Source organism: Streptomyces sp. NPDC034111 (assembly GCF_055575375.1).
Window position 1 is genome coordinate 497,499 of record NZ_JBVIST010000004.1, and the last position, 22,619, is coordinate 520,117.

Annotated in this window: 17 protein-coding genes; 9 read left to right on the forward strand and 8 right to left on the reverse strand. The window is 71.9% G+C overall.

Annotation, left to right across the window (positions count from 1 at the left end; all coding sequences use genetic code 11):
• Nucleotides 1-215 precede the first annotated feature (215 nt).
• The 6 genes from ACZ55A_RS14370 to rarD all read left to right on the forward strand — a co-directional run bounded on the left by ACZ55A_RS14370 (nucleotide 216) and on the right by rarD (nucleotide 8,479).
• On the forward strand, nucleotides 216-1,421 hold the full coding sequence (locus ACZ55A_RS14370) for a sensor histidine kinase (protein ID WP_468839007.1): 1,206 nt from the start codon (nucleotides 216-218) through the stop codon (nucleotides 1,419-1,421).
• 246 nt (nucleotides 1,422-1,667) lie between these two features.
• Nucleotides 1,668-2,981, forward strand: coding sequence for a sensor histidine kinase (locus ACZ55A_RS14375; RefSeq protein ID WP_468839010.1), 1,314 nt, complete (start codon nucleotides 1,668-1,670; stop codon nucleotides 2,979-2,981).
• Between the two features lie 207 nt (nucleotides 2,982-3,188).
• Complete coding sequence (locus tag ACZ55A_RS14380) at nucleotides 3,189-3,848, forward strand: response regulator (protein ID WP_468839166.1); 660 nt, start codon at nucleotides 3,189-3,191, stop codon at nucleotides 3,846-3,848.
• 293 nt (nucleotides 3,849-4,141) lie between these two features.
• The gene (locus tag ACZ55A_RS14385; RefSeq protein WP_468839013.1) at nucleotides 4,142-6,094 is read left to right on the forward strand and encodes a 2-oxoacid:acceptor oxidoreductase subunit alpha; all 1,953 of its coding nucleotides are present in this window, start codon (nucleotides 4,142-4,144) and stop codon (nucleotides 6,092-6,094) included.
• Entirely contained in the window at nucleotides 6,087-7,181 is a 1,095-nt protein-coding gene (locus tag ACZ55A_RS14390; RefSeq protein ID WP_468839016.1) for a 2-oxoacid:ferredoxin oxidoreductase subunit beta, read from the forward strand. Before ACZ55A_RS14385 ends, ACZ55A_RS14390 begins: the two co-directional genes overlap by 8 nt.
• A 260-nt stretch (nucleotides 7,182-7,441) precedes the next feature.
• Complete coding sequence (rarD, locus tag ACZ55A_RS14395) at nucleotides 7,442-8,479, forward strand: EamA family transporter RarD (protein WP_468839019.1); 1,038 nt, start codon at nucleotides 7,442-7,444, stop codon at nucleotides 8,477-8,479.
• On the opposite strand, the gene ACZ55A_RS14400 is transcribed toward rarD, so the two are convergent.
• The 6 genes from ACZ55A_RS14400 to ACZ55A_RS14425 all read right to left on the reverse strand — a co-directional run bounded on the left by ACZ55A_RS14400 (nucleotide 8,469) and on the right by ACZ55A_RS14425 (nucleotide 16,087).
• On the reverse strand, nucleotides 8,469-9,359 hold the full coding sequence (locus tag ACZ55A_RS14400; RefSeq protein ID WP_468839022.1) for an ABC transporter permease: 891 nt from the start codon (nucleotides 9,357-9,359) through the stop codon (nucleotides 8,469-8,471). The genes rarD and ACZ55A_RS14400 overlap by 11 nt on opposite strands.
• Nucleotides 9,346-10,392: an ABC transporter ATP-binding protein gene (locus ACZ55A_RS14405; RefSeq protein WP_468839024.1), complete on the reverse strand. Its 1,047-nt coding sequence runs from the start codon at nucleotides 10,390-10,392 to the stop codon at nucleotides 9,346-9,348. The genes ACZ55A_RS14400 and ACZ55A_RS14405 overlap by 14 nt, the downstream gene beginning before the upstream one ends.
• 91 nt (nucleotides 10,393-10,483) lie before the next feature.
• Nucleotides 10,484-11,770 (reverse strand): LolA family protein, encoded by a 1,287-nt coding sequence (locus tag ACZ55A_RS14410; RefSeq protein ID WP_468839027.1) that lies wholly within the window; start codon nucleotides 11,768-11,770, stop codon nucleotides 10,484-10,486.
• 260 nt (nucleotides 11,771-12,030) lie between these two features.
• Nucleotides 12,031-13,044, reverse strand: a complete 1,014-nt coding sequence (locus ACZ55A_RS14415) for a polyprenyl synthetase family protein (protein WP_468839030.1) — start codon at nucleotides 13,042-13,044, stop codon at nucleotides 12,031-12,033.
• 560 nt (nucleotides 13,045-13,604) lie between these two features.
• Nucleotides 13,605-14,807: an FAD-dependent oxidoreductase gene (locus ACZ55A_RS14420; RefSeq protein WP_468839033.1), complete on the reverse strand. Its 1,203-nt coding sequence runs from the start codon at nucleotides 14,805-14,807 to the stop codon at nucleotides 13,605-13,607.
• The gene (locus ACZ55A_RS14425; protein WP_468839036.1) at nucleotides 14,804-16,087 is read right to left on the reverse strand and encodes a carboxylate--amine ligase; all 1,284 of its coding nucleotides are present in this window, start codon (nucleotides 16,085-16,087) and stop codon (nucleotides 14,804-14,806) included. Before ACZ55A_RS14425 ends, ACZ55A_RS14420 begins: the two co-directional genes overlap by 4 nt.
• A 420-nt stretch (nucleotides 16,088-16,507) precedes the next feature.
• Here ACZ55A_RS14425 and fahA point away from each other — a divergent pair, with 420 nt between their 5' ends.
• The 3 genes from fahA (at nucleotide 16,508) to ACZ55A_RS14440 (ending at nucleotide 19,208) form a co-directional block, all read left to right on the forward strand.
• On the forward strand, nucleotides 16,508-17,734 hold the full coding sequence (gene fahA, locus ACZ55A_RS14430; RefSeq protein ID WP_468839039.1) for a fumarylacetoacetase: 1,227 nt from the start codon (nucleotides 16,508-16,510) through the stop codon (nucleotides 17,732-17,734).
• Complete coding sequence (locus ACZ55A_RS14435; protein ID WP_468839042.1) at nucleotides 17,731-18,399, forward strand: GOLPH3/VPS74 family protein; 669 nt, start codon at nucleotides 17,731-17,733, stop codon at nucleotides 18,397-18,399. The genes fahA and ACZ55A_RS14435 overlap by 4 nt, the downstream gene beginning before the upstream one ends.
• A gap of 323 nt (nucleotides 18,400-18,722) precedes the next feature.
• Nucleotides 18,723-19,208 (forward strand): hypothetical protein, encoded by a 486-nt coding sequence (locus ACZ55A_RS14440; protein ID WP_468839044.1) that lies wholly within the window; start codon nucleotides 18,723-18,725, stop codon nucleotides 19,206-19,208.
• Between the two features lie 102 nt (nucleotides 19,209-19,310).
• Here ACZ55A_RS14440 and nuoN read toward each other — a convergent pair whose 3' ends face one another.
• A complete protein-coding gene (gene nuoN / locus ACZ55A_RS14445) occupies nucleotides 19,311-20,963 on the reverse strand; it encodes an NADH-quinone oxidoreductase subunit NuoN (RefSeq protein ID WP_468839047.1) in 1,653 nt (550 codons plus the stop codon).
• Nucleotides 20,960-22,618, reverse strand: coding sequence for an NADH-quinone oxidoreductase subunit M (locus ACZ55A_RS14450; RefSeq protein WP_468839050.1), 1,659 nt, complete (start codon nucleotides 22,616-22,618; stop codon nucleotides 20,960-20,962). The genes nuoN and ACZ55A_RS14450 overlap by 4 nt, the downstream gene beginning before the upstream one ends.
• Nucleotide 22,619 lies beyond the last annotated feature (1 nt).

The window sequence follows — 22,619 nt, forward strand, 5'->3', positions numbered from 1 at the left end:
TTGTGCACCGCCACACAATACGGTCCCGCCGGCGCGCCGTGTCCACCGCTGTGGATAACGAGACGGCCACCGCTCCAGCGGCGGCGCCCCGCCCCGCGCCAGGGCGTTGACCTGCGGCGGGGCGTACCGCGCCCACCGAAGGTAGGGCAAACCCCACCCCTACCACCCCAGCTGCCCCATGGCACCCGCCGGTCGTGGCCGGGCAGGCTGGGCACATGACGGAGAGTTCCCGGTCCCACGCCACCGACGACGGCCTTGACGGCGTTTCACCACCACCGCCCCGCGCGCCTTTCAGCGGGGCGACATGGCGGGAGATCGGATATCTGCTGGCCAATCTCCCGGTGGGCGTCGTGGCGTTCGTGGTGCTGGTGGTGTGGCTGGCGCTGGGCACCGGGCTGTCGGTGACCGTGGTCGGGCTGCCGCTGCTGGCCGCGGGGCTGGGGATGTGCCGGCAGTACGGGAAGCTGGAGCGGGCCCGGGCGCGGGCGCTGCTGGGGGTGCGGATCGAGGAGCCCAGTCCGCTGCGGCCGCGGGAGCGCGGGTTCTTCCCGTGGCTGTGGACGCGGTTGAAGGATCCGGTCGCCTGGCGCCATGCGCTGTTCACCTTCATCCGGCTGCCGTGGTCCCTGTTCACCTTCGCGGTCGTCCTGGTCTCGCTCTTCGTGGGGTGGCCGGTGCTGCCGTGGACGGCGCGCTGGCTGGCGAATGCGGACCGGGCGATGGCGCGCGGGCTGCTGTCGCCGTCCGACGAGCTGGAGCGGCGGATCGCCGAGCTGGAGTCGGACCGGGTGACGGTCACCGACACCGCGGCCGCCGATCTGCGGCGCATCGAACGGGATCTGCACGACGGCGCGCAGGCCCGGCTGGTGGCCCTGGCCATGGGGCTGGGCCTGGCGAAGGAGAAGCTGCTGGAGGGTCAGGCCGACGAGAGCGTGGCGGCGATGGTGGACGAGGCGCACGGCGAGGTGAAGCTGGCACTTCAGGAGCTGCGGGACCTGGCCCGGGGTATCCACCCGGCGATCCTCACCGACCGCGGACTGGGCCCCGCGCTGGCCTCGCTGGCCGGGCGCTGCACGGTGCCCACGACGACGGCCGTGGATCTGGACGAGCGGCCCGCGCCCGCCATCGAGGGCATCGTCTACTTCACCGTCTCCGAGCTGCTCCAGAACGTCTCCAAGCACAGTGCGGCGCGGCAGGCGTCCGTCGAGGTGTGGCGGGCGCGGGACCGGCTGCTGATCCAGGTGGTGGACGACGGGCGGGGCGGGGCGCGGCTGGACGGCGGCAGCGGGATGGCCGGGCTCGCCGAGCGGCTGGGGTCGGTGGACGGGCTGTTCGTGCTGGATTCGCCGGCCGGCGGGCCGACCCGGGTGACGGCGGAGCTGCCGTGGCGGGCGCGTACCGAGACGCGGGTGCGCGGGTGAGAGGGAGAGCAGGCGGCGGGGCCCGGCCGGTACCGCGGGGGCGCTGACCCGCCGGGCGGGCCCTTCCCCCGGTGGCGGGGGTGGGGAAAACCCCCGGGAAGGACTGCGAGGACCCTCATGGTGCGGGAGGCCCGGCTCGCGGAGGCTTGGCGTGGCGGAAAGAGCCGCAGGGCCCGCGGAGGACCTGCGCTCAGGCAGCGGCGCCGGCAGGCAGGGACCGCACACGGCAGAACGGACGACGCGACGATGGACAGTGCCTACGCACCCCGGCCCCACGGCCCGATGGTGCCCATGGGGCTGCGCGCCCCCTTCTCCGGGCGCACCTGGCGGGAGTTCCTGTACCTCTTCCTCGGCCTCCCGATGTCCGTCGTGATGTTCGCGTACGCGACAGCCGTGCTCGCGCTCGGCGCCGGCCTGCTGGTGACGTTCCTGGGCATTCCGGTGCTGGCCGCCGGTCTGGCCGGCAGCCGGGCGCTGGGGAGCGTCGAGCGGGCGCGGGCCCGGGGCCTGCTGGGTGTGGGCGTGGCCGATCCGGAGCCGGTGCGCCCCGCGAAGCCCGGCCCCATGGGGTGGATCGCGGCGGTGCTGAAGAGCGGGGTGTCCTGGCGGCACCTCCTCTACGCGCTGCTGCACTTCCCGTGGGCGCTCTTCTCCTTCGTCCTGTCGGTGACCTTCTGGGCCATCGGCTGGACGCTGCTGGCCTATCCGCTGTGGCGGTGGACGTTCCCCGCGTACCTCGGCCGGCCCGGCCTCCAGATGTGGGGCGACGGCAACGGCCATGGCTTCTTTCTCGACACCCCGGCGGAGATCGGGTTCACCAGCGGGGCCGGACTGCTGCTCGTACTGGCCGGGCCGTGGCTGATCCACGGGCTGACGCAGGTGGACCGGGTCATGGTGCGCGGTCTGCTGGGCCCCTCCTCGCTCGCCACCCGGGTCTCACAGCTGGAGTCCGACCGCGGGGTGGTGGTGGACACCGCGGCGGCCGATCTGCGGCGGATCGAGCGCGATCTGCACGACGGCGCGCAGGCCCGGCTGGTGTCGCTCGCCATGGATCTGGGCCTGGCCAGGGAGAAGCTGGCGGAGGACCCGCAGGCCGCGGCGAAGATGGTCGACGAGGCACACGGCGAGGTGAAGATCGCGCTCCAGGAGCTGCGGGACCTGGCCCGGGGCATCCACCCGGCGATCCTCACCGACCGGGGGCTCGGCCCGGCCCTCTCGGCGCTGGCCGCGCGCTGCGCGGTTCCGGTGCGGGTGACCGTGGACCTGGAGCACCGGCCGGCCGCGGCGATCGAGGGCATCGCGTACTTCACCGCCTCCGAGCTGCTCCAGAACGTCTCCAAGCACGCCCGTGCCACCGGCGCGACGCTGGACATCTGGCGCACCGGGGACCGGATCATGCTGCTGGTGACGGACGACGGGCGGGGCGGTGCCCACACCGACGCCGGTACCGGCCTGGCCGGTCTCGCCGAGCGGCTCGACTCCGTGGACGGCCTGCTGATGGTCGACTCCCCGGCCGGCGGTCCGACCTCCGTCACCGCCGAACTCCCCTGGCGCGGATGACCACCGGCGCCCCGGAGCAGGGCCGGCCGCGGGCCCTCTGATGCGAGCCACGGGGCGCCTCATGGTCTCCGGCCGGCACGGGTCCGTACCGCCTCATCGGCACCCGCGCCCCGCATCCCCCGGGCCCGTTCCGTCCGGATGCTGGGATGCTGGGGCCGGCAGGGTGGGCGCGACGAGGCAGGGGGAGTCTGAACCGTGGAGGACAAGGTGCGGGTGGTCATCGCCGAGGATTCGGTGCTGCTCCGGGAGGGGCTGACCCGGCTGCTCACGGACCGTGGCCATGAGGTCGTGGCGGGTGTGGGGGACGCCGAGGCGCTGATCAAGGCGATCGGGGAGCTGGCCGACGAGGGTGCGCTGCCGGATGTGGTGGTGGCGGACGTACGGATGCCGCCGACGCACACCGACGAGGGGGTTCGGGCCGCCATCCGGCTCCGCCGCGACCACCCGGACCTCGGGGTCCTGGTGCTGTCGCAGTACGTCGAGGAGCAGTACGCCACGGAGCTGCTGGCCGGCTCCAGCCGGGGCGTCGGCTATCTGCTCAAGGACCGGGTGGCCGAGGTGCGGGAGTTCGTCGACGCGGTGGTCCGGGTCGCCGGGGGCGGGACCGCGCTGGACCCGGAGGTGGTGGCCCAGCTGCTGGGCCGCAGCCGTAAGCAGGACGTGCTGGCCCATCTGACGCCACGGGAGCGCGAGGTGCTGGGGCTGATGGCCGAGGGCCGGACGAACTCCGCGGTCGCCCGGCAGCTGGTGGTCAGCGACGGTGCGGTGGAGAAGCACGTCAGCAACATCTTCCTGAAGCTGGGGCTGGCGCAGAGTGACGGGGATCACCGCAGAGTGCTCGCCGTCCTGACCTACCTCAACTCCTGACCGTCTGACACCCTGTCAGACGGACTGGTCAGGGCGGTACCGCCCGGGTCCAGGACTTCGGTCGTAGAACCAAGGGACGAGTCCGGAGCGTCATGAAGAGGGGGGCACGGGGGCGATGATTTCATGACAAAACGCACCAGATCACTGTCTCATCTCCACGTCCACCATGTGACCGACCCAGGGAAGGGCACCCTTACCCACGTACGATGGTTATGGGACAACCGGTCGGTACGACACGTCCCGAGCCCTGCCTCCGGCGGGGACGCCGCACCCCTCGAGGGAGGTCCGAAGCAGTGACCAGCCAGGTCAGTAGCCCAGCCGAGCAGACCGACGCAGCGCTTGTCGGGGAACAGCGCTCTTCCGGTCATGGCGGGGAGGGCAAGGAAGTCCGGCGCCTGGACCGGGTGATCATCCGGTTCGCCGGTGACTCCGGCGACGGAATGCAGCTCACCGGGGACCGGTTCACGTCCGAGACGGCGTCGTTCGGTAACGACCTGTCGACGCTGCCGAACTTCCCCGCCGAGATCCGGGCGCCTGCCGGCACGCTGCCGGGTGTCTCCAGCTTCCAGCTGCACTTCGCCGACCACGACATCCTCACGCCCGGTGACGCTCCGAACGTGCTGGTCGCGATGAACCCGGCCGCGCTCAAGGCGAACATCGCCGATGTGCCGCGGGGCGCGGAGATCATCGTCAACACCGATGAGTTCACCAAGCGCCCGATGGCGAAGGTCGGCTATGCCACCAGCCCGCTGGAGGACGGCTCGCTGTCGGCCTACAACGTCCACCCGGTGCCGCTGACCACGCTGACGATCGAGGCGCTGAAGGACTTCGGGCTCTCCCGTAAGGAGGCCGAGCGCAGCAAGAACATGTTCGCGCTGGGTCTGCTGTCGTGGATGTACCACCGGCCCACCGAGGGCACCGAGAAGTTCCTGCGGTCGAAGTTCGCCAAGAAGCCGGAGATCGCGGAGGCGAACGTCACCGCCTTCCGGGCGGGCTGGAACTTCGGCGAGACCACCGAGGACTTCGCGGTCTCGTACGAGGTCGCCCCGGCCACCCAGGCTTTCCCGACCGGCACCTACCGCAACATCTCCGGCAACCTCGCGCTGTCCTACGGCCTGATCGCCGCCTCGCAGCAGGCGGATCTGCCGCTGTATCTGGGCTCGTACCCGATCACCCCGGCCTCCGACATCCTGCACGAGCTGTCCAAGCACAAGAACTTCGGTGTGCGGACGTTCCAGGCGGAGGACGAGATCGCGGGCATCGGCGCGGCGCTGGGCGCGGCGTTCGGCGGTGCGCTGGCGGTGACCACCACCTCCGGCCCCGGTGTGGCGCTGAAGTCGGAGACCATCGGTCTCGCGGTCAGCCTCGAACTGCCGCTGCTGGTCGTGGACATCCAGCGCGGCGGGCCCTCGACGGGTCTGCCGACGAAGACCGAGCAGGCCGATCTGCTCCAGGCGATGTACGGGCGCAACGGCGAGGCCCCGGTGCCGATCGTGGCGCCCCGCACGCCCGCCGACTGCTTCGACGCGACGCTGGACGCGGCCCGTATCGCGCTCACCTACCGCACCCCGGTCTTCCTGCTCTCCGACGGCTACCTGGCCAACGGCTCCGAGCCCTGGCGGATCCCCGACCTCGACGAACTCCCGGACCTGCGCGTCCAGTTCGCCTCCGGCCCCAACCACGAGCTGGCGGACGGCACCGAGGTGTTCTGGCCGTACAAGCGCGACGAGCAGTCGCTCGCCCGCCCCTGGGCGGTGCCGGGCACGCCGGGTCTGGAGCACCGCATCGGCGGCATCGAGAAGCAGGACGGCACCGGCAACATCTCCTACGACCCGGCCAACCACGACTTCATGGTGCGCACCCGCCAGGCGAAGGTCGACGGCATCGCCGTACCGGACCTCGAGGTCGACGACCCCGCCGGCGAGAGCGGCCAGGGTGCCCGCACCCTCGTCCTCGGCTGGGGGTCGACGTACGGGCCGATCACCGCGGCGGTACGGCGCGTACGGGGCGCGGGGGAGCGCATCGCGCAGGCCCACCTGCGCCACCTCAACCCCTTCCCACGGAATCTCGGCGAGGTCCTGGCGCGTTACGACAAGGTGATCGTGCCGGAGATGAACCTCGGACAGCTCGCCACTCTGCTGCGCGCCAAGTACTTGGTGGACGCGCGCTCGCACACCCAGGTCAGCGGAATGCCGTTCAAGGCCGAGCAGCTCGCGGAGGTCTTTAAGGAGGCCATCAATGACTGAGGCGATCTCGGAGAGGCCCTCGCAGATCGAGGCGCTCTCCCTGGTGCCCAAGGCCGACGCCAAGCAGTCCATGAAGGACTTCAAGTCCGATCAGGAAGTGCGCTGGTGCCCCGGCTGCGGTGACTACGCCGTCCTCGCCGCCGTGCAGGGCTTCATGCCCGAGCTCGGCCTGGCGAAGGAGAACATCGTCTTCGTCTCCGGCATCGGCTGCTCCTCCCGCTTCCCGTACTACATGAACACCTACGGGATGCACTCCATCCACGGCCGCGCCCCGGCCATCGCCACCGGCCTGGCCTCCTCGCGGCGCGATCTGTCCGTATGGGTCGTCACGGGCGACGGCGATGCGCTGTCCATCGGCGGCAACCACCTCATCCACGCCCTGCGGCGCAACGTCAACCTCAAGATCCTGCTGTTCAACAACCGGATCTACGGGCTGACCAAGGGCCAGTACAGCCCCACCTCCGAGGTCGGCAAGATCACCAAGTCGACGCCGATGGGCTCGCTGGACGCGCCGTTCAACCCGGTCTCGCTGGCGCTCGGCGCCGAGGCTTCCTTCGTGGCGCGCACGGTCGACTCCGACCGCAAGCACCTGACCTCCGTGCTGCGCGAGGCCGCCGCCCACCCGGGCACGGCGCTGGTGGAGATCTACCAGAACTGCAACATCTTCAACGACGGCGCCTTCGACGTCCTCAAGGACAAGGAGAAGGCCCAGGAGGCCGTCATCCGCCTGGAGCACGGGCAGCCGATCCGCTTCGGTGCCCTGGCCCCCGACGGTATGGGCTCCAAGGGCGTGGTCCGCGACCCGGCCACCGGCGACCTCAAGGTCATCGACGTACAGGAGGAGGGCACGGACGGCGTGCTGGTGCACGACGCCCACAACCCCTCCCCCACCACCGCCTTCGCCCTCTCCCGCCTCGCCGACCCCGACACCCTCTACCGCACCCCCATCGGTGTGCTGCGCAGCGTCGACCGGCCGGTCTACGACACCCTGATGTCCGAGCAACTGGACACCGCCATCGAGCAGAAGGGCAAGGGCGACCTCGCCGCGCTGCTGGCCGGCAACGACACCTGGACGGTCGTCGGCTGACGGCCCGGCCACCCGGCCACTCGGTCCCCACGGGTGCCTCCGGGAGTGCTGTACGCGCTCCCGGGGGCACCCGTTTCGTCGTCCACGGGCCCGACCGCACCGCCCGCCCGGGGCGGTCGCGGAGGCGCTGAACCGGCCGCCCCTCTGAGGGCACGCGGGTCGCCCTCCGGATGTCATGACCGTATATCGGAACGCACATGACAGGCGGGTCGCAGGGCGCTACCGTCGCAGGAACGACGGAGCACACCGGGAGGGTCCTCTTGCAGCCTCGATCCGATCAGCGCACCGGACTCGCCTATGGCTTCGCCGCCTACACCATGTGGGGCCTGCTGCCGCTCTACTGGCATCTGCTGGACGCCGCCTCGCCGTCCGAGATCCTGGCCCACCGGATGGCGTGGTCACTGCCCGTCGCGCTCGTCATCCTGGCCGTGCTGCGCCGCTGGTCCTGGATAGGCCCGCTGCTGCGGCGACCCAAGAAGCTGGGGCTGATTCTCGTCTGCGCCCTGGTCATCTCGGCGAACTGGTTTCTCTACATCTGGGCGGTCAACGCCGGGCACGTCCTGGAGGCGTCGCTCGGCTACTTCATCAACCCGCTGGTCAGCATCGCCTTCGGGGTCCTGGTGCTGCGGGAGCGGCTGCGTCCGCTCCAGTGGACCGCGGTGGGCATCGGCGCCCTGGCCGTCGTCGTGATGACCATCGCCTACGGCAAGGTGCCCTGGATCGCGCTCGCGCTGGCCTTCACCTTCGCGACGTACGGGCTGGTCAAGAAGGGCATCAAGCTCGACGGCATCGAGGGCTTCAGCGCCGAGACCGCCATGCAGCTGCTGCCCGCGCTGGGCTATCTGGTCTTCCTCGGCGCACACGGCGAGTCCAGCTTCCTCAGCGGCGGGGTGGGCCAGGCGCTGCTGCTCTCGGGCTGCGGTATCGCCACGGCGGTGCCGCTGATCTGCTTCGGCGCCGCGGCGATGCGGCTGCCGCTGACCGTGATCGGGATGATGCAGTACCTGGCGCCGACCTTTCAGTTCCTGCTGGGGCTCACGGTCTTCCACGAGGAGATGCCGCCGGAGCGCTGGGCCGGTTTCGCGCTGGTGTGGGGCGCCCTCGCGGTGCTGACCTGGGATGCGCTGCGGACGGCGCGCCGGGCGCGGACGGAGCTGGCCAGGGCCGCGGACCGGGCGGGCGAGGCGGCCGCGGCCGGGGCGCGGGAGGCCGCGACCGGTGGTGTCGAGGCCTCGACCGGTGGTGTGGCCCCCGCCGCGCAGACCGCGGCACCCGGGAACCCCGGCGTCACGCAGTGATGTCCCGCGTGGTGAACCGCGCCCAGGCCGCCGAGCCGAACACCACCGCGTACAGCGCCTGAAGGCCGAGGTTCTTCTGCAACTGGTCCCAGTAGACGGGGTCGCGGAGCAGATCCGCGAAGGACAGCCAGTAGTGCGGGAAGAGGTACGGCTGGACGGCTTCCAACTGCGGGATGGTGTCCAGGATCTGCACGGTGATCAGCAGGCCGACGGTCGTCGCCATGGCGGCGACACCGCTGGTGGTGAGCGTGGAGAGGAACAGGCCGACGGCGGCCACCCCGATGAGCGACAGCGCCACCACCCCGGCGATGGCCAGCGCCCTCAGCAGCCCCTCGGTGAAGGGTATGGAGGTCCCGGACAGCAGGGTGACCTCGCCCAGAGGGAAGAGCAGCGCCCCCGTCACCAGCGCGGAGAGCGCCACGACCAGGGTGCCCACCAGACAGAACGTCAGCGTGGTGGCGTACTTGACCAGCAGAAGACGCGTCCGGCCCGCAGGGGCGACCAGGAGGTAGCGCAGCGTTCCGGTGTGCGCCTCGCCGGCTATGGAGTCGCCCGCGATCACACCGATGGCCATCGGCAGGAAGAACGGCAGCGTCACTGCGAGCGAGGTGAAGACCAGGAAGAGGCCGTTGTTCGTGACCTGGGAGATGAACGCCGGGCCGGCCTCGCCGCCACCGCCGCCCGTGGAACCGCCGTCGCCGGTCTCCATCTTGACGGCGGTACCGACCAGGACCGGTACGCCCGCGAGCACCGCCAGCAGTGCGAGGGTGCGCCAGCGCCGGAAGGTCGTGGTGATCTCGTTGCGCAGCAGGCCGAGCGACCACAGCGGTCGGGGCCGGCGCGACACCGCCTCGGCCTGCGACACCTCAGCCTGCGACATCGAAGCCCTCCCCGGTCAGCTCGACGAAGATGTCCTCCAGCGAGGCGCGCTCGGTACCGAAGGCCCGGACGCGGACCCCGGCGTGTACCAGCGCGGCGTTGAGGTCGGCGAGTTCGGGCGGCGCCTGGCCGTCCGGGGTGCCCGGCAGCTCCCCCGTCACCCGCTCGCCGGCGGTCCGGAGATCGGTCATGCCCTGCTCCTTCAGCACCCGGACGGCGTCCGCCGGGTCCGGGGTGGTCACCGTCAGCCGGCCGCTGCCCCGCGGGCCGAGGACCGTGGCGGAGAGGTCGGCGACCGTGCCCTGGGTGATCAGCCGGCCGCGCGCCATCACCGCGGCATGGGTGCAGACCTGCTCGATCTCGTCGAGGAGGTGGGAGGAGAGAAAGACGGTGGTGCCGTCCGCCGCCAGCTCGCGGACCAGGGCCCGGATCTCCCGCATGCCCTGCGGGTCCAGGCCGTTGGTCGGCTCGTCGAGCACCAGCAGCTCGCGGGGCTGGAGCAGGGCGGCGGCCAGCCCGAGGCGCTGCTTCATCCCGAGGGAGTAGGCGCGTGCCTTCTTGCCGGCCGCTGCGGCCAGGCCCACCCGCTCCAGCGCCCGGCCGACCCGCTCCTCGCGGGTGCGGGGGTCGGCCGCCGGGTCCGCGGCGTCGAAGCGCCGGAGATTGTCGCGGCCGCTGAGGAAGCCGTAGAGCGCCGGGCCCTCGATCAGGGCGCCGACCCTGGGCAGCACCCGGCGGCCCGCGGCGGGCATCGGCTGCCCCAGCACCCGGGCGGTGCCGGCGGTCGCGTCGATCAGGCCCATCAGCATGCGGATGGTGGTGGTCTTGCCGGAGCCGTTGGGGCCGAGGAAGCCGAAGACGCTGCCGCGCGGTACGACCAGATCGAGGCGGTCGACGGCGAGCTGGCCGCCGCGGTAGGCCTTGGTCAGCCCCCGCGTCTCGATCGCCGGGTCCTGGGCCGGCGCGCTCCCGGGCGCGCCCGCGGGCAGGGGTGGGCGCGCGCCGTCGGGCCGCGTCGCGGGCGGCTGTGGCATCGGCTCCCCCATGGTCTGCGCAAGGCCTGCGGGCCGCGCCACGCCACCGGAGACGGCGGCGCGGCGGGCCCTCGTTCGCTGCGGTTGCCCGTTACTTGGCGGCGTTGGCCGCGTCGATCAGGGCCTGCTTGTCGACGGCGCCGACGTAGATCGTGCCGTGGTCGGTTATCAGGGCGTTGACCAGGCGCGTGCTGAAGATCCGGCCGGAGCCGAAGGAGCCGCTGACCTTGTCGCCGAGGCTGTCCAGGAACTTGCCCGCGTCGCCTGCGGGGCCCTGGTCCTTGCCGGAGGGCAGGCCGGCGCCGGCGCCCTTGATCGTGGCGATGGACGTCCAGCCCTTGCCGATGACGTTCAGTCCGCCGAGGTCCTTCTCGAGGTCCTTCGCGCCCTTGCCGGCGGCGAAGTCGTGGGCGCCCTTGGCGTGTTCGCGCTCGGCCTCGGCCCGCGCCTTGCCGCCGTCGACGACCTTGGCGCCCTTGGGCGGGGCGAAGGAGAACTGGCCCGCGTCGGGCTTGCCGAAGTCGACGCTGGTGTAGCCGACGTCGATGGCCGCCGCGCCACCGCTCTTGGGGGTGAGGGTGAACTTCAGCGGGGTGCCGTTGTCGGCGTCCACCGCGATCCGGATCGAGCCGACCGTCGAGGCGGCCTGCTTGGGCTTGATCAGCAGCTGGTAGGCGTCCCGCCCGGCGACCCTGGCGGTGCCGTCGACGGTGACCGAGGTCGTGTCACCGGCCGCCTCCAGGGCCTGCTTCGCCAGGTCCTGCGGGGTGGCGTTCTTCAGGTCCTTGGGGAGGTCCTTGGGCTTGTGTCCCTGCGTCCCGGGCCGGCCGGCGCCGGGCGCGGTGCTGTGGACGGCGGTGTTGCTGCCGCTGTCGTACGCCCAGACGTCCTTGCCGTTGTGGACGAGGCTGTACTCGGCGGCCTTGTCGACGATGGAGAGCCGCTGCTTGTCGGGGCCGTCGGCGGCGACGCGGAGCGTGTGCTCACCGGACGCCAGCTCCATCAGCTTGTTCTGGGGAGAAGCGGACGCACCGTCCCCGCCCTTCGCGCCCTCTTCGCCGCCGCCCTGGCTGCCGCCGAAGCCGCCGGCGCCTCCGCCCATGCCCGCCAGGGACGGCAGGCCGAGGTCCGTGGTGACACGGACCGTGCCGGACAGCTGCTGGACATCCGACGTGGCGACCTTGGCTATGAGGTCCTGTGCCGAGATCTTCGGCAGGTCCGGGGAACCGGAGCCGGCGAACGCCGGGACCAGCCCGATGGTGGCCGCCGCCACCCCCGCCACCGCGACGGGCACGGCGTACCGCACCGCCTTACGGCGCTTCGGGAAGGGTGCCCCGTCCCCTTCGCCGGTGACCTCTGTCGGTTCGTACCGTGGCATCTGCCTACCTCCGTCGTCTGCGGCGGCTGCTGTGCTGACCACTTGCCCTCCCCTGGGGCTGCCTGTGACCCTCGCCGCCGCGCTGTGGTGCTTTCCATCTCACCAAATCGCGCGGTGCAAAGCGTCCGCCCGCGGGCGCAACTCGTCGTACTGCTGAGGTATGACGCCGGGTCACCGCGGAGGAGGGGTACGTACCACTGGAGTCTGATCGCTCCCTAGGGGAACGGGCGGCCGGACCCTGAGGGACCGGCCCGTCCGGCTCATCCGGCGCGGTGGACCACCGCGTCGCACAGGCCCTCCAGGGCCGCCTTGGCCATGCACGACGGCAGCGGCGCCAGTGCCGCCCGCGCCTCCTCCGCATAGCGCACGGTGTCCCGTCGGGCCTCTTCGAGCGCCGGGTGGGCGCGCAGCCCGGCCAGCGCCTCGGCGTGCCGGCCGTCGTCGGTGAGGTCACCGGCCAGCAGCTCGCACAGCGCACGGTCCTCGGGTGTGCCGGAGCCGCTCTCGGCCCGGGCCCGCAGATGCAGCACAGGCAGCGTGGCGATGCCCTCGCGCAGGTCCGTACCGGGCGTCTTGCCGGACTCGTGCGAGTCGCTGGCGATGTCCAGTACGTCGTCGGCCAGCTGGAAGGCGGTACCCAGCCGCTCGCCGTACTGGGTGAGGATGTTGGCCGTGGACTCCTCGGCGCCCGACATCATGGCGCCGAAGCGGCAGGCGACGGCGACCAGCGAGCCGGTCTTGCCCGCCAGGACGTCCAGGTAGTGGTCGATGGGGTCGCGGCCGTCGCGCGGTCCGGCGGTCTCCAGGATCTGGCCGGTCACCAGGCGCTCGAACGCCTCCGCCTGGATCCGGACCGCCTCGGGACCGAGGTCGGCGAGGATGTGCGAGGCGCGCGCGAAGAGGAAGTCGCCGGTCAGTACCGCGACGGAGTTGCCCCAGCGGGCGTTGGCGCTGGCCACCCCGCGGCGCACATCGGCCTCGTCCATCACGTCGTCGTGGTAGAGCGTCGCCAGATGGGTCAGCTCCACGACGACGGCGGAGGGCACCACGCCCGGGCTGTAGGGGTCACCGAACTGGGCGGCCAGCATCACCAGCAGCGGCCGGAACCGCTTGCCGCCCGCGCGCACGAGATGCTGCGCGGCTTCGGTGATGAACGGCACGTCGCTCTTGGTGGCCTCCAGCAGGCCCTCCTCGACAGCCGCCAACCCGGCCTGGACATCGGCCTCAAGAGCCTGGTCCCGCACGCTCAGCCCGAAGGGCCCGACGACGGTCACGAGGGGTACTCCTGTCTGCTGACGATCAAACTGAATGTCGATCTGTCGCTGTCTCCACCACTGGCCAGCGTATCCGGTCGCAGTTCGATCACCGTGAGCGCCTGCCCCCCGAACCGCCCTGGAAGCGTGGCGACGCCCTGGCGGGTATATCCCATATCTCCCCTTGACGCGGGTTTGACGCCCGCGAACGGGACCGGCAGACGCAAGCACACTCCCGGACGCCCCAGGAGTCACAGCGGTTCCCGGAGCGCCGAATACCCCCGCGGACCACCCGCTCTCGCGCCATCCTCCCGGACCGGCCCGGGTCCGGAGCTCCCCGTACGGGACGGCTGGTACCCGATCGCCTACGGGGTGCGCACGGCGGCGCGGGCGTCGGCCCGACGGCCCGCGGATCACCCCCGAACTCCCGGGGCCCGCGGCCGGATCCGGTGGCCCGGCGCTCGCTTTTGAGCCACCCGGGCCGGCGGCAGCCGGGACGCGACAGGGCCGTATACGGGCCACCACGAACCGCTGCCTGAGGCCCGGGCTCCGACGTCAGCAGACGGGGTTTCGCCCGGTGGTCAGCCGAAGATCCGCGCCACCGCCCGGGCCAGCCGCGGCGAGGCGAAGTCCGTGCCGCACACGAAGCGCATCACCGGGCCGAACGAGGCGGCCGCCGGCAGCCCCGTGAAGTACAGCCCCGGTACGGACGAGCCGAAACCGGCGTCCAGCAGGGGCCCGCCGGCCCGCGCCACGAGCTCGGTGCGCAGCCCCTGCCCCAGGAAGTCCAGCGCCCCCAGGTCCATCCGGTAGCCGGTCGCGGCCAGTACGTGGTCGGCGGTGAGCTCCCCTCCCTGGCCGTCGGCACCGCGCAGCGCCAGTACGGGGCGGCCCTCGCGCACCTTCGCCCGTACGATCCGCCGGCCCTGGGTGACCTGCACCCGTCCGGCGAAACGGTCCCGCAGCCACCATGCGCCCAGCGGGCCGAGCACCCGCCGCACCAGATGGCGCCGCGCGGGCACCGGCAGATACCGGAAGGCGCCCGCATGGCGGCTGAGCGCATACAGGGACCAGGCGTTGCCGAACGGCGACGCGGGCCGCAGCCGCGGCTGGCGGTCCGGCGGCGCCCCGAAGGCCACCGCGCCGGTCCGGCGCGCCACCACCCGTACGGACGCCGCGCCCGCCTCGGCGAGCAGCACCGCACTCTCCAGCGCCGACTGCCCCGCGCCGATGACGACCACCTCCCGGCCGGCCAGCGCCGACAGATCGTGGTGCTGCGAGCTGTGCGAGACGGGGCCGGTGGCGGAGGGCCCATCGGGGACGGCGGCGGCCAGTTCGGGCGGCAGATGGGCGAGACCGCTCAGCCCGGTGGCGACGACCACCGCCCGCGCTCCGAACTGCTCGCCGCTGTCCAGCTTCAGCTCGAAGCCGTCGGCCCGCCGGTCCACCGAGACCACCCGGACCTCCTCCAGATCCGGCACCAGCCGCTGTTGCACCCACTGCCCGTAGTGGACGAACGTCTCGACGGGGATGACGTCCCAGTCCGACGCGTAGCGCCGCTCCCCCGCCGCCGCGCAGTAGTCGGCCAGGGTGTGCCCGGCCTGCGGCGTGTGGATGCTGGAGGCGGCCGGTGTCGACTTGAGCAGCATGCCCGCGGGCATCTGCGTCTGCCAGCTCACCATCGGCCGCCCGAAGACCCGCACCGGCAGACCGCGCGCCCGTAGGTGCGCGGCCGTCGACAGGCCGTACGGACCGGCCCCGATGACCGCTACCGGAGTGCTCACTTCGGTCCCTCCCCTTGCCTCGGTGGCGCGTCGGTGGCCGCCCGGCGGCGCGCCCGGCGCAGCTGCATCAGATGTCTGGCGCCCGGCCCGACGGACCGCGCGAGCATGGTGAAGAACGGCAGCGGATCGTCGCCGGCGAACCACGCCAGCTCGGTGCCGGTGGCCCGCGCCGGAGTGTGCGGGGAGCGGCGCCCGCCGCCGCGCCGGTAGGCGAGCAGCGCCGGCAGATCGACGTTCTCGACGACGAAGCGGCGCCCGGCCCGTTGGGCGCCCTTGGGAACGGGGCGGCCGGTGAGGTGCAGATGCTGGGCCCGGACGACATCGACGCCGACGGTGTTCTCGAAGAGGCGGAACTGCGCGCCCATCCGCGGGTTGAAGTCGAGCAGCTTGTACTGGCCGTCGCGCCGGTCGAACCGCCAGTCCAGGTCGGCGATCCCGGTGAACCCGAGCCGCCTGACGAACTGCTCGGTCCGCCGCACGAGTTCGGGGTTGTCCACCACATACGCGCAGGCCGTCATGCCGGCGTGCGGCGGCCAGGAGCGGACCTTGACGCCGGTGAACAGCGCCAGCGGCGCGCCGTCCGCGGCGAAGCAGGCGTGCACGATCCAGTCCTCGGCCGCTTCCCCCGGCAGATACTCCTGAAGGACCACGCCCGGCCGCGGGCCCCAGCCCCGTGCCAGATCGAGGAGTTGGCCGGGACCGTGGATCCGGGTCGTGCCGGCGACCGCGGGCCTGGCGCGCCGTACGAACGCCTCGCGGTTCTTGGCCACCACCGGGAAGCGCGCCTGCCTGGCGTACACCTCTATGTCCGCGTACGACGCGGGGAACGCGGCGGCCGGCGACGGCACACCGTGCTCCGCGCACAGCTCGTACAGGCCCTGTTTGCTGGCCAGCCGGCGCGGCAGACCGGCCGCCGCCCGGGGGAAGAGGAACGGTCCGGCGAGCGCCCCGGCGTGCTCGGCGATCAGCACCGCGGCCTCTTCGTCGGTGGGGAACAGGACCGCCGGCCGGCCGATCCGGCGGCCGATCCGCAGCAGCCCCGCCACCAGCCGGTCCGGCTCCTCGCGCCCGGTGGTGGGCCAGACGAAACGGCCGCTGAGATAGCGGGAGACCGCCGCGGGGGTGAAGCGGTCCTCCGTGACGGCATACATGGGCACGCCGAGCCGCCCCAGGCTGCGGATCGCCCCCACCCCGCCGTGATGCAGGGGGTACGCCCCGATCTTGACGATCAGTCCTGGAACCCCCGTGTCGACCACGAGCCGTGCGCCACTGCGAGCCACGTGTCCCCCCAACGGAACGGTCCCTCCCCGGCCCGTGCCAGGAAAGGAAGCTAGGCCCGAATTGAGTAGTGCAGCAAGGCTTTTCCGGACATTACCGAGTCTTGGGGCGCACGCGGCGGCGCACCCGTCGACGGTGTCCCTACGCCTACGCGGCGCTCGCGCCCGGCGGGCTGGGGAGGGCTGGGGAGCGCTTGGGGCGTCCTGGAAGGCATGGGGGGGAGGCGGAAGTCCTCGCCCACCGCCGCCCACACCGGCCCACACACACCCGCCCCCGCCCGGCCATGACGCGAGTTATCCACAGGCTGCTCCGCCGCGACGTGCCCGGCCGTACTCTGATCAACACAGCCGCCGGCCGGGGATTCCACCGAGCCCCGGCAGGTCCGGCCGCTCACCGGCGACGACGAATGCGAGGAGCTGTCCATGCCCGAGCAGAGCCCGTTCGAGCTGGCGGAAGGCGACCCCTTCGGCCCGCACAACCTCCCCTACGGCGTCTTCAGTACCACCGACGCGCCCGACCAGCGCCGCATCGGCGTCCGCTACGGCACCCACGTCCTCGACCTGAGCGCACTGCCCAGCGCCCTGCCCGCCGCCATCCATCCGCACGCCGAAGTGCTCGCCGGGCCGACGCTCAACCCCCTGCTGGCCGCCGGACGCCCCGTCTGGCAGCAGATCCGCGCGGCCGTCCGCAGCGCCGTCACCGACCCCACCCACCGCGACGAAGTGGCGCCGCTGCTCCACCCGCTGGACGAGGTCGTCCTGCACCTCCCCTTCGAGGTCGCCGACTACGTCGACTTCTACTCCAGCGAGCACCACGCCACCAACGTCGGCCGCATCTTCCGGCCCAACGGCGCCGCACTGCCTCCCAACTGGAAGCATCTGCCGATCGGTTACCACGGCCGGGCCGGCACCGTCGTCGCCACCGGCACCCCCGTGGTACGGCCCAACGGCCAGCGCAAGGCACCCACGGACGAGGCACCGACCTTCGGCCCGTCCGCCCGCCTCGACATCGAGGCCGAGATCGGCTTCGTGGTCGGCACGCCCTCCACGCTCCACGAACCCGTCGGGCTCGACTCCTTCCGCGACCATGTCTTCGGCGTCTGTCTCGTCAACGACTGGTCCGCCCGCGACATCCAGGCCTGGGAGTACGTGCCGCTCGGCCCGTTCCTCGGCAAGTCCTTCGCCACCTCCGTCGCCGCCTGGATCACCCCGCTCGACGCCCTCGACGAGGCCCGTACGCCACCGCCGGGGCGGGACTTCCCGCTGCTGCCCTACCTCGACGACTCGGGCGTGGAGCCGGGCGGCTTCGACATCCGCATCGAGGTGCGCATCAACGGCGAGACCGTCTCCCGGCCGCCGTTCTCCGCCATGTACTGGACAGCGGCCCAGCAACTGGCCCATATGACCGTCAACGGCGCCTCGCTGCGCACCGGCGATCTGTTCGCCTCCGGCACGGTCTCCGGGCCCGACCCCGACCAGCTCGGCTGCCTGCTCGAACTCACCCAGGGCAAGGGCCCCTACCTCCAGGACGGCGACGAGGTCACCCTCACCGCCTGGGCGCCGGGACCCGACGGCGCCCGGATCGGTCTCGGCGAGGTCACCGGCCGCATCCTGCCCGCACCCACCGTCCCGTCCCGCGGCTCGACATGATCAGCCTGCGCCCCGGGGCGGCCGGCCCACCGCTCACCCTCCCCGAGGAACTGCTCCTCCTCGGCCACGATCCGGTCCGCGGCCGCCCGCTGGCCATGCCCACGTACCTCTGTTACGGGCTGGCCGGCGCGGCGCTCGCCGATCTGGAGGCGTCCGGACGCATCGTGGCCGAGCGCGGCGGCCGGATCGAGGTGACCAATCCGCTGCCGCTGGGCGACCCGATACTCGACGGCGCCCTGGCGGCGCTTCCCGCCCCGGCCAAGGGCAGCCGGAGCGTGAAGGCCCACCGCTGGGTGCGCCGCGCCGGCCGGCCCGTCCAGGAGCTGTGTCTGCGCCGACTGGAGAAACGCGGCGCACTGCGCAGAGAGGCCCGCCGCGCCCTGGGCCTCTTCCCGTACGAGCGTTTCCCGGTCGGCCCGGTGGACCTGACCGGCCCGGCCCGCGCCCGCTTCAAGGCGGCGGTCGACGCGCGGCTCCCCGACCAGCGGGCCCGGCTGCTGGCCGCGTACGCCTCCGCCATAGACCTGGACGCCAAGCTCCTCCCGGGCGGCGCCTTCCGCCCCCTCCGCCGCGACCTGAAACGCCTGGCCAAACAGGAGTGGACGGCACATGCCGTATTCCGCGCCGTACTGCACGACAAGAGCGCGGCGGGGGGTGGGGGCTAGTCGGGAGGGGAGATCAGGGGACTGAGGTGGGACCAGGGGACCAAGGGGGTTAAGGGGGTTAAGGGGGTTAAGGGGGCAGGGGATCGGCGGTGGCTGGCGCTGCCGGCACCAGGGTCAAAGGCCCCGCGGGTTTGTCACTGGGCGCGGCCCCAGGATCACAGGCCCCTCGTAGGTTTGCCCCGCACCAGTCCCGCCGTACCGCCTTTCGTTACAGCCCGACACCAAGTCCGTACCGGCGCTGCCGCAATCCGGGTGAGGGAGCGGAGGGGCGCGGGGGCGCTGCTAGCCTCACGTCTCCCTGACCCACAACGGAGGAGACGTACGTGCGCAAGGCAGCGCAGATCGCCGGGGCGGCAGCCATCGCCGCGATGCTGCTCAGCGGCTGCGGAAGCAGCGGCGGCACCGGCAGCGACAGCAAGCCGAGCAAGGAGCCCGAGGCCGCACCGTCGACTCCGGGAGGCGCCGAGAAGCCTGCGAGCCCCGGTGCGGTGGAGGGTGCCTGGAAGTCCGGCTCGACCAGCAGCCCGCTGATCCTTGTGATCACCAAGGGCACCGTGGCGTTCAGCAACGGCCACAAGGCCGCCTGTCTGGGCAAGGTGCAGGAGATGGCCGGGATGACCATGGCCGCTCTCAAGTGCACCGACGGGGACACCACTCGCACCATGGGCACGCTCAAGCCCGGTGCGGACGGCAAGACCCTGACCGTCGACTGGAAGAACGGCCCCACCGAGAAGTACACCAAGTCCAGCGACGGCAGCGTGAAGATCCCCGACATGCCCGAGATGCCGAGCGGTATGCCCAAGGGCTGACCCACCCGGTCCGCCTCGCCGGCACGCGTACGCAGACGGCCGCCGCCGGAACCCCCCCGAGGGCTCCGGCGGCGGCCGTCCGTCGTGCCGCGCCGCTGGTGATCAGCGCACGAAGACCCCGGCCTGTCCGGCGAGGTCGAGGAAGTACTGCGGTGCCAGGCCGAGTACGAGGGTGGCCACGACGCCGACGGCGATGGCGGTGGTCGTCAGCGGGCTGGGCACCGCGACGGTCGGGCCTTCCGTCTTGGGCTCGTTGAAGAACATCAGGACGATGACGCGGATGTAGAAGAACGCGGCGATCGCGGACGAGATGACACCGACCACCACGAGCCAGCCGGCGCCGCTCTGCGCTGCCGCCTTGAAGACCGCGAACTTTCCGGCGAATCCAGAGGTCAGCGGGATGCCCGCGAAGGCCAGCAGGAAGATGGCGAACACCGCCGCCACGAGGGGTGAACGGCGGCCGAGCCCGGCCCACTTGGACAGCTGGGTGGCCTCGCCGCCCGCGTCCCGCACCAGGGTGACGACGGCGAACGCGCCGAGCGTCACAAAGGAGTAGGCGCCCAGGTAGAAGAGCACCGAGGAGATGCCGTCCTCGCTGGTGGCGATCACACCGGCGAGGATGAAGCCGGCATGGGCGATCGAGGAGTACGCCAGGAGGCGCTTGATGTCCGTCTGCGTGATGGCGATGATCGCGCCGCCGAGCATCGTGATGATCGCGACGCCCCACATCACCGGCCGCCAGTCCCAGCGCATGCCCGGCAGAACGACGTACAGCAGGCGGAGCAGCGCACCGAAGGCGGCGACCTTGGTGGCGGCCGCCATGAAGCCGGTGACCGGGGTGGGAGCGCCTTGGTAGACGTCGGGGGTCCACATGTGGAACGGGACCGCGCCGACCTTGAACAGCAGCCCCATCAGCACCAGCGCGGCGCCGATCAGCAGCAGCGCGTCACTGCTCATCGAGCCGGCGAGCGCCGGATCGATCTGCTTGGCACCGTCCGAGATCACCTCGGCGATCCCGGCGTAGGTGACGGTGCCGGCGTAGCCGTACAGCAGGGCCACGCCGAACAGCAGGAAGGCGGACGAGAAGGCGCCGAGGAGGAAGTACTTGACCGCGGACTCCTGCGAGAGCAGCCGCTGGCGGCGGGCGAGGGCGCACAGGATGTACAGCGGGAGGGAGAAGACCTCCAGCGCGACGAAGAGCGTCAGCAGGTCGTTGGCGGCGGGGAACATCAGCATGCCGCCGATCGCGAAGAGCGCGATCGGGAAGACCTCGGTGGTGGTGAACCCCGCCTTGACCGCGTCCTGTTCGGCCTTTCCACCCGGGACGGCGGCGGGTTCAGCCGCAAAGGAGTCCACGCGGTTGCCGTGCGCCGCCGGGTCGAGCCGCCGCTCGGCGAAGGTGAAGACGGCGATCAGGGAGACCAGCAGGATCGTGCCCTGCAGGAAGAGTGCGGGGCCGTCGACGGCGAGGGCGCCCATCGCGGCGATATGCGCCTTGGACGAGCCGAAGCCGCCGGCCGCCAGGGCGATCACCGCGGCGAACGCGGCGGCCAGCGCCACCAGGGACAGCAGCAGCTGGGAGTAGTAGCGGCTGCGGCGCGGCACGAACCCCTCGATCAGGATGCCGATCACCGCCGCGCCGAGGACGATCAGCGTCGGCGACAGCTGGGCGTACTCGATATGCGGCCCCGGGATCTTGCCCGGTGCGCCGGCCGCCACTGTCCACAGGCTGTGGACACTTGCCACGGAACTCACTTCGCGGCCTCCACGTCTTGATCGTTCGCGGGGTGGCCGTGCCGGCCTTCACCGGGCACGGCGTTCACCTGCACAGTGGGCTTGGGGTCCTTCTTGTCGACGACCGACAGGGTGTGTTCGACCGCCGGGTTGACGAGCGCGGTGAGCGGCTTGGGGTACACGCCGAGGAAGAGCAGCAGCGCGATCAGCGGCGCCACGACCACCAGCTCCCGGACCCTGAGGTCGGGCATGGTCTTCACCTCGGCCTTCACCGGTCCGGTCATCGTCCGCTGGTAGAGGACGAGGACGTAGAGCGCGGCGAGGACGATGCCGAGGGTGGCGACGATGCCGATCACCGGATAGCGGGTGAACGTGCCGACCAGGACGAGGAATTCGCTGACGAACGGCGCCAGGCCGGGCAGCGACAGAGTGGCGAGACCGCCGATGAGGAACGTGCCGGCGAGGACCGGGGCGACCTTCTGGACACCGCCGTAGTCCCCGATCAGCCGCGAACCGCGGCGGCTGATCAGGAAGCCGGCCACCAGCATCAGGGCGGCGGTCGAGATGCCGTGGTTGACCATGTAGAGCGTGGCGCCGCCCTGGCCCTGGGACGTCATGGCGAAGATGCCCAGGATGATGAAGCCGAAGTGGGAGATCGAGGCGTAGGCGATCAGTCGCTTGATGTCCCGCTGGGCGACCGCGAGCAGCGCGCCGTAGACGATGCTGATCAGCGCGAGGACCAGGATGGCCGGGGTGGCCCAGCTGCTGGCCTCGGGGAAGAGCTGGAGGCAGAAGCGGAGCATCGCGAAGGTGCCGACCTTGTCGACGACCGCGGTGATCAGCACCGCGACCGGCGCGGTGGACTCGCCCATGGCGCCGGGCAGCCAGGTGTGCAGCGGCCACAGCGGCGCCTTCACCGCGAAGGCGAAGAAGAAGCCGAGGAAGAGCAGCCGTTCGGTGCCGGCGGCGAGGTCCAGCTTGCCGGCGGTCCGGGCCTCGACGATCTGCTGGAGCGAGAACGTGCCGGTGCCGAGCTGGTCGGCGGTGACGGCGTACAGCCCGATCACCGCGGCGAGCATGATCAGACCGCCGGCGAGGTTGTAGAGCAGGAACTTCACCGCGGCGTACGAGCGCCGTCCGGCGGCCTCTTCCTCGCCGTCCTCTCCCGCACCGTCCCCGAAGCCGCCGATGAGGAAGTACATCGGGATCAGCATGGCTTCGAAGAAGATGTAGAAGAGGAAGACGTCGGTGGCCTCGAAGGAGATCACCACCATCGCCTCGACGGCGAGGATCAGTGCGAAGAAGCCCTGGGTGGGCCGCCAGCGCCGGTTGGGGGTGGCCTCTTCCAGGGGGTCGGCGTCATGCCAGCCCGCCAGGATGATGAAGGGGATCAGCAGGGCGGTGAGCGCGATCAGGGCGACCGCGATGCCGTCCACGCCGAGCTCGTAGCGGACGCCGAAGTCCTGGATCCAGGCGTGGGATTCGGTGAGCTGGTACGGGCCCTTGGCGCCGGGGTCGAAGCGGAAGGCGATGACCAGGGCCAGCGCGAAGGTGAGCAGCGAGAAGAGCAGCGCGAGCCATTTGGCCGCGTTGCGCTTGGCGGCGGGCAGTGCGGCGGTGGCGATCGCGCCGATCGCCGGCACCGCGGCCGCTGCCGTCAGCAGGGGAAACGACATG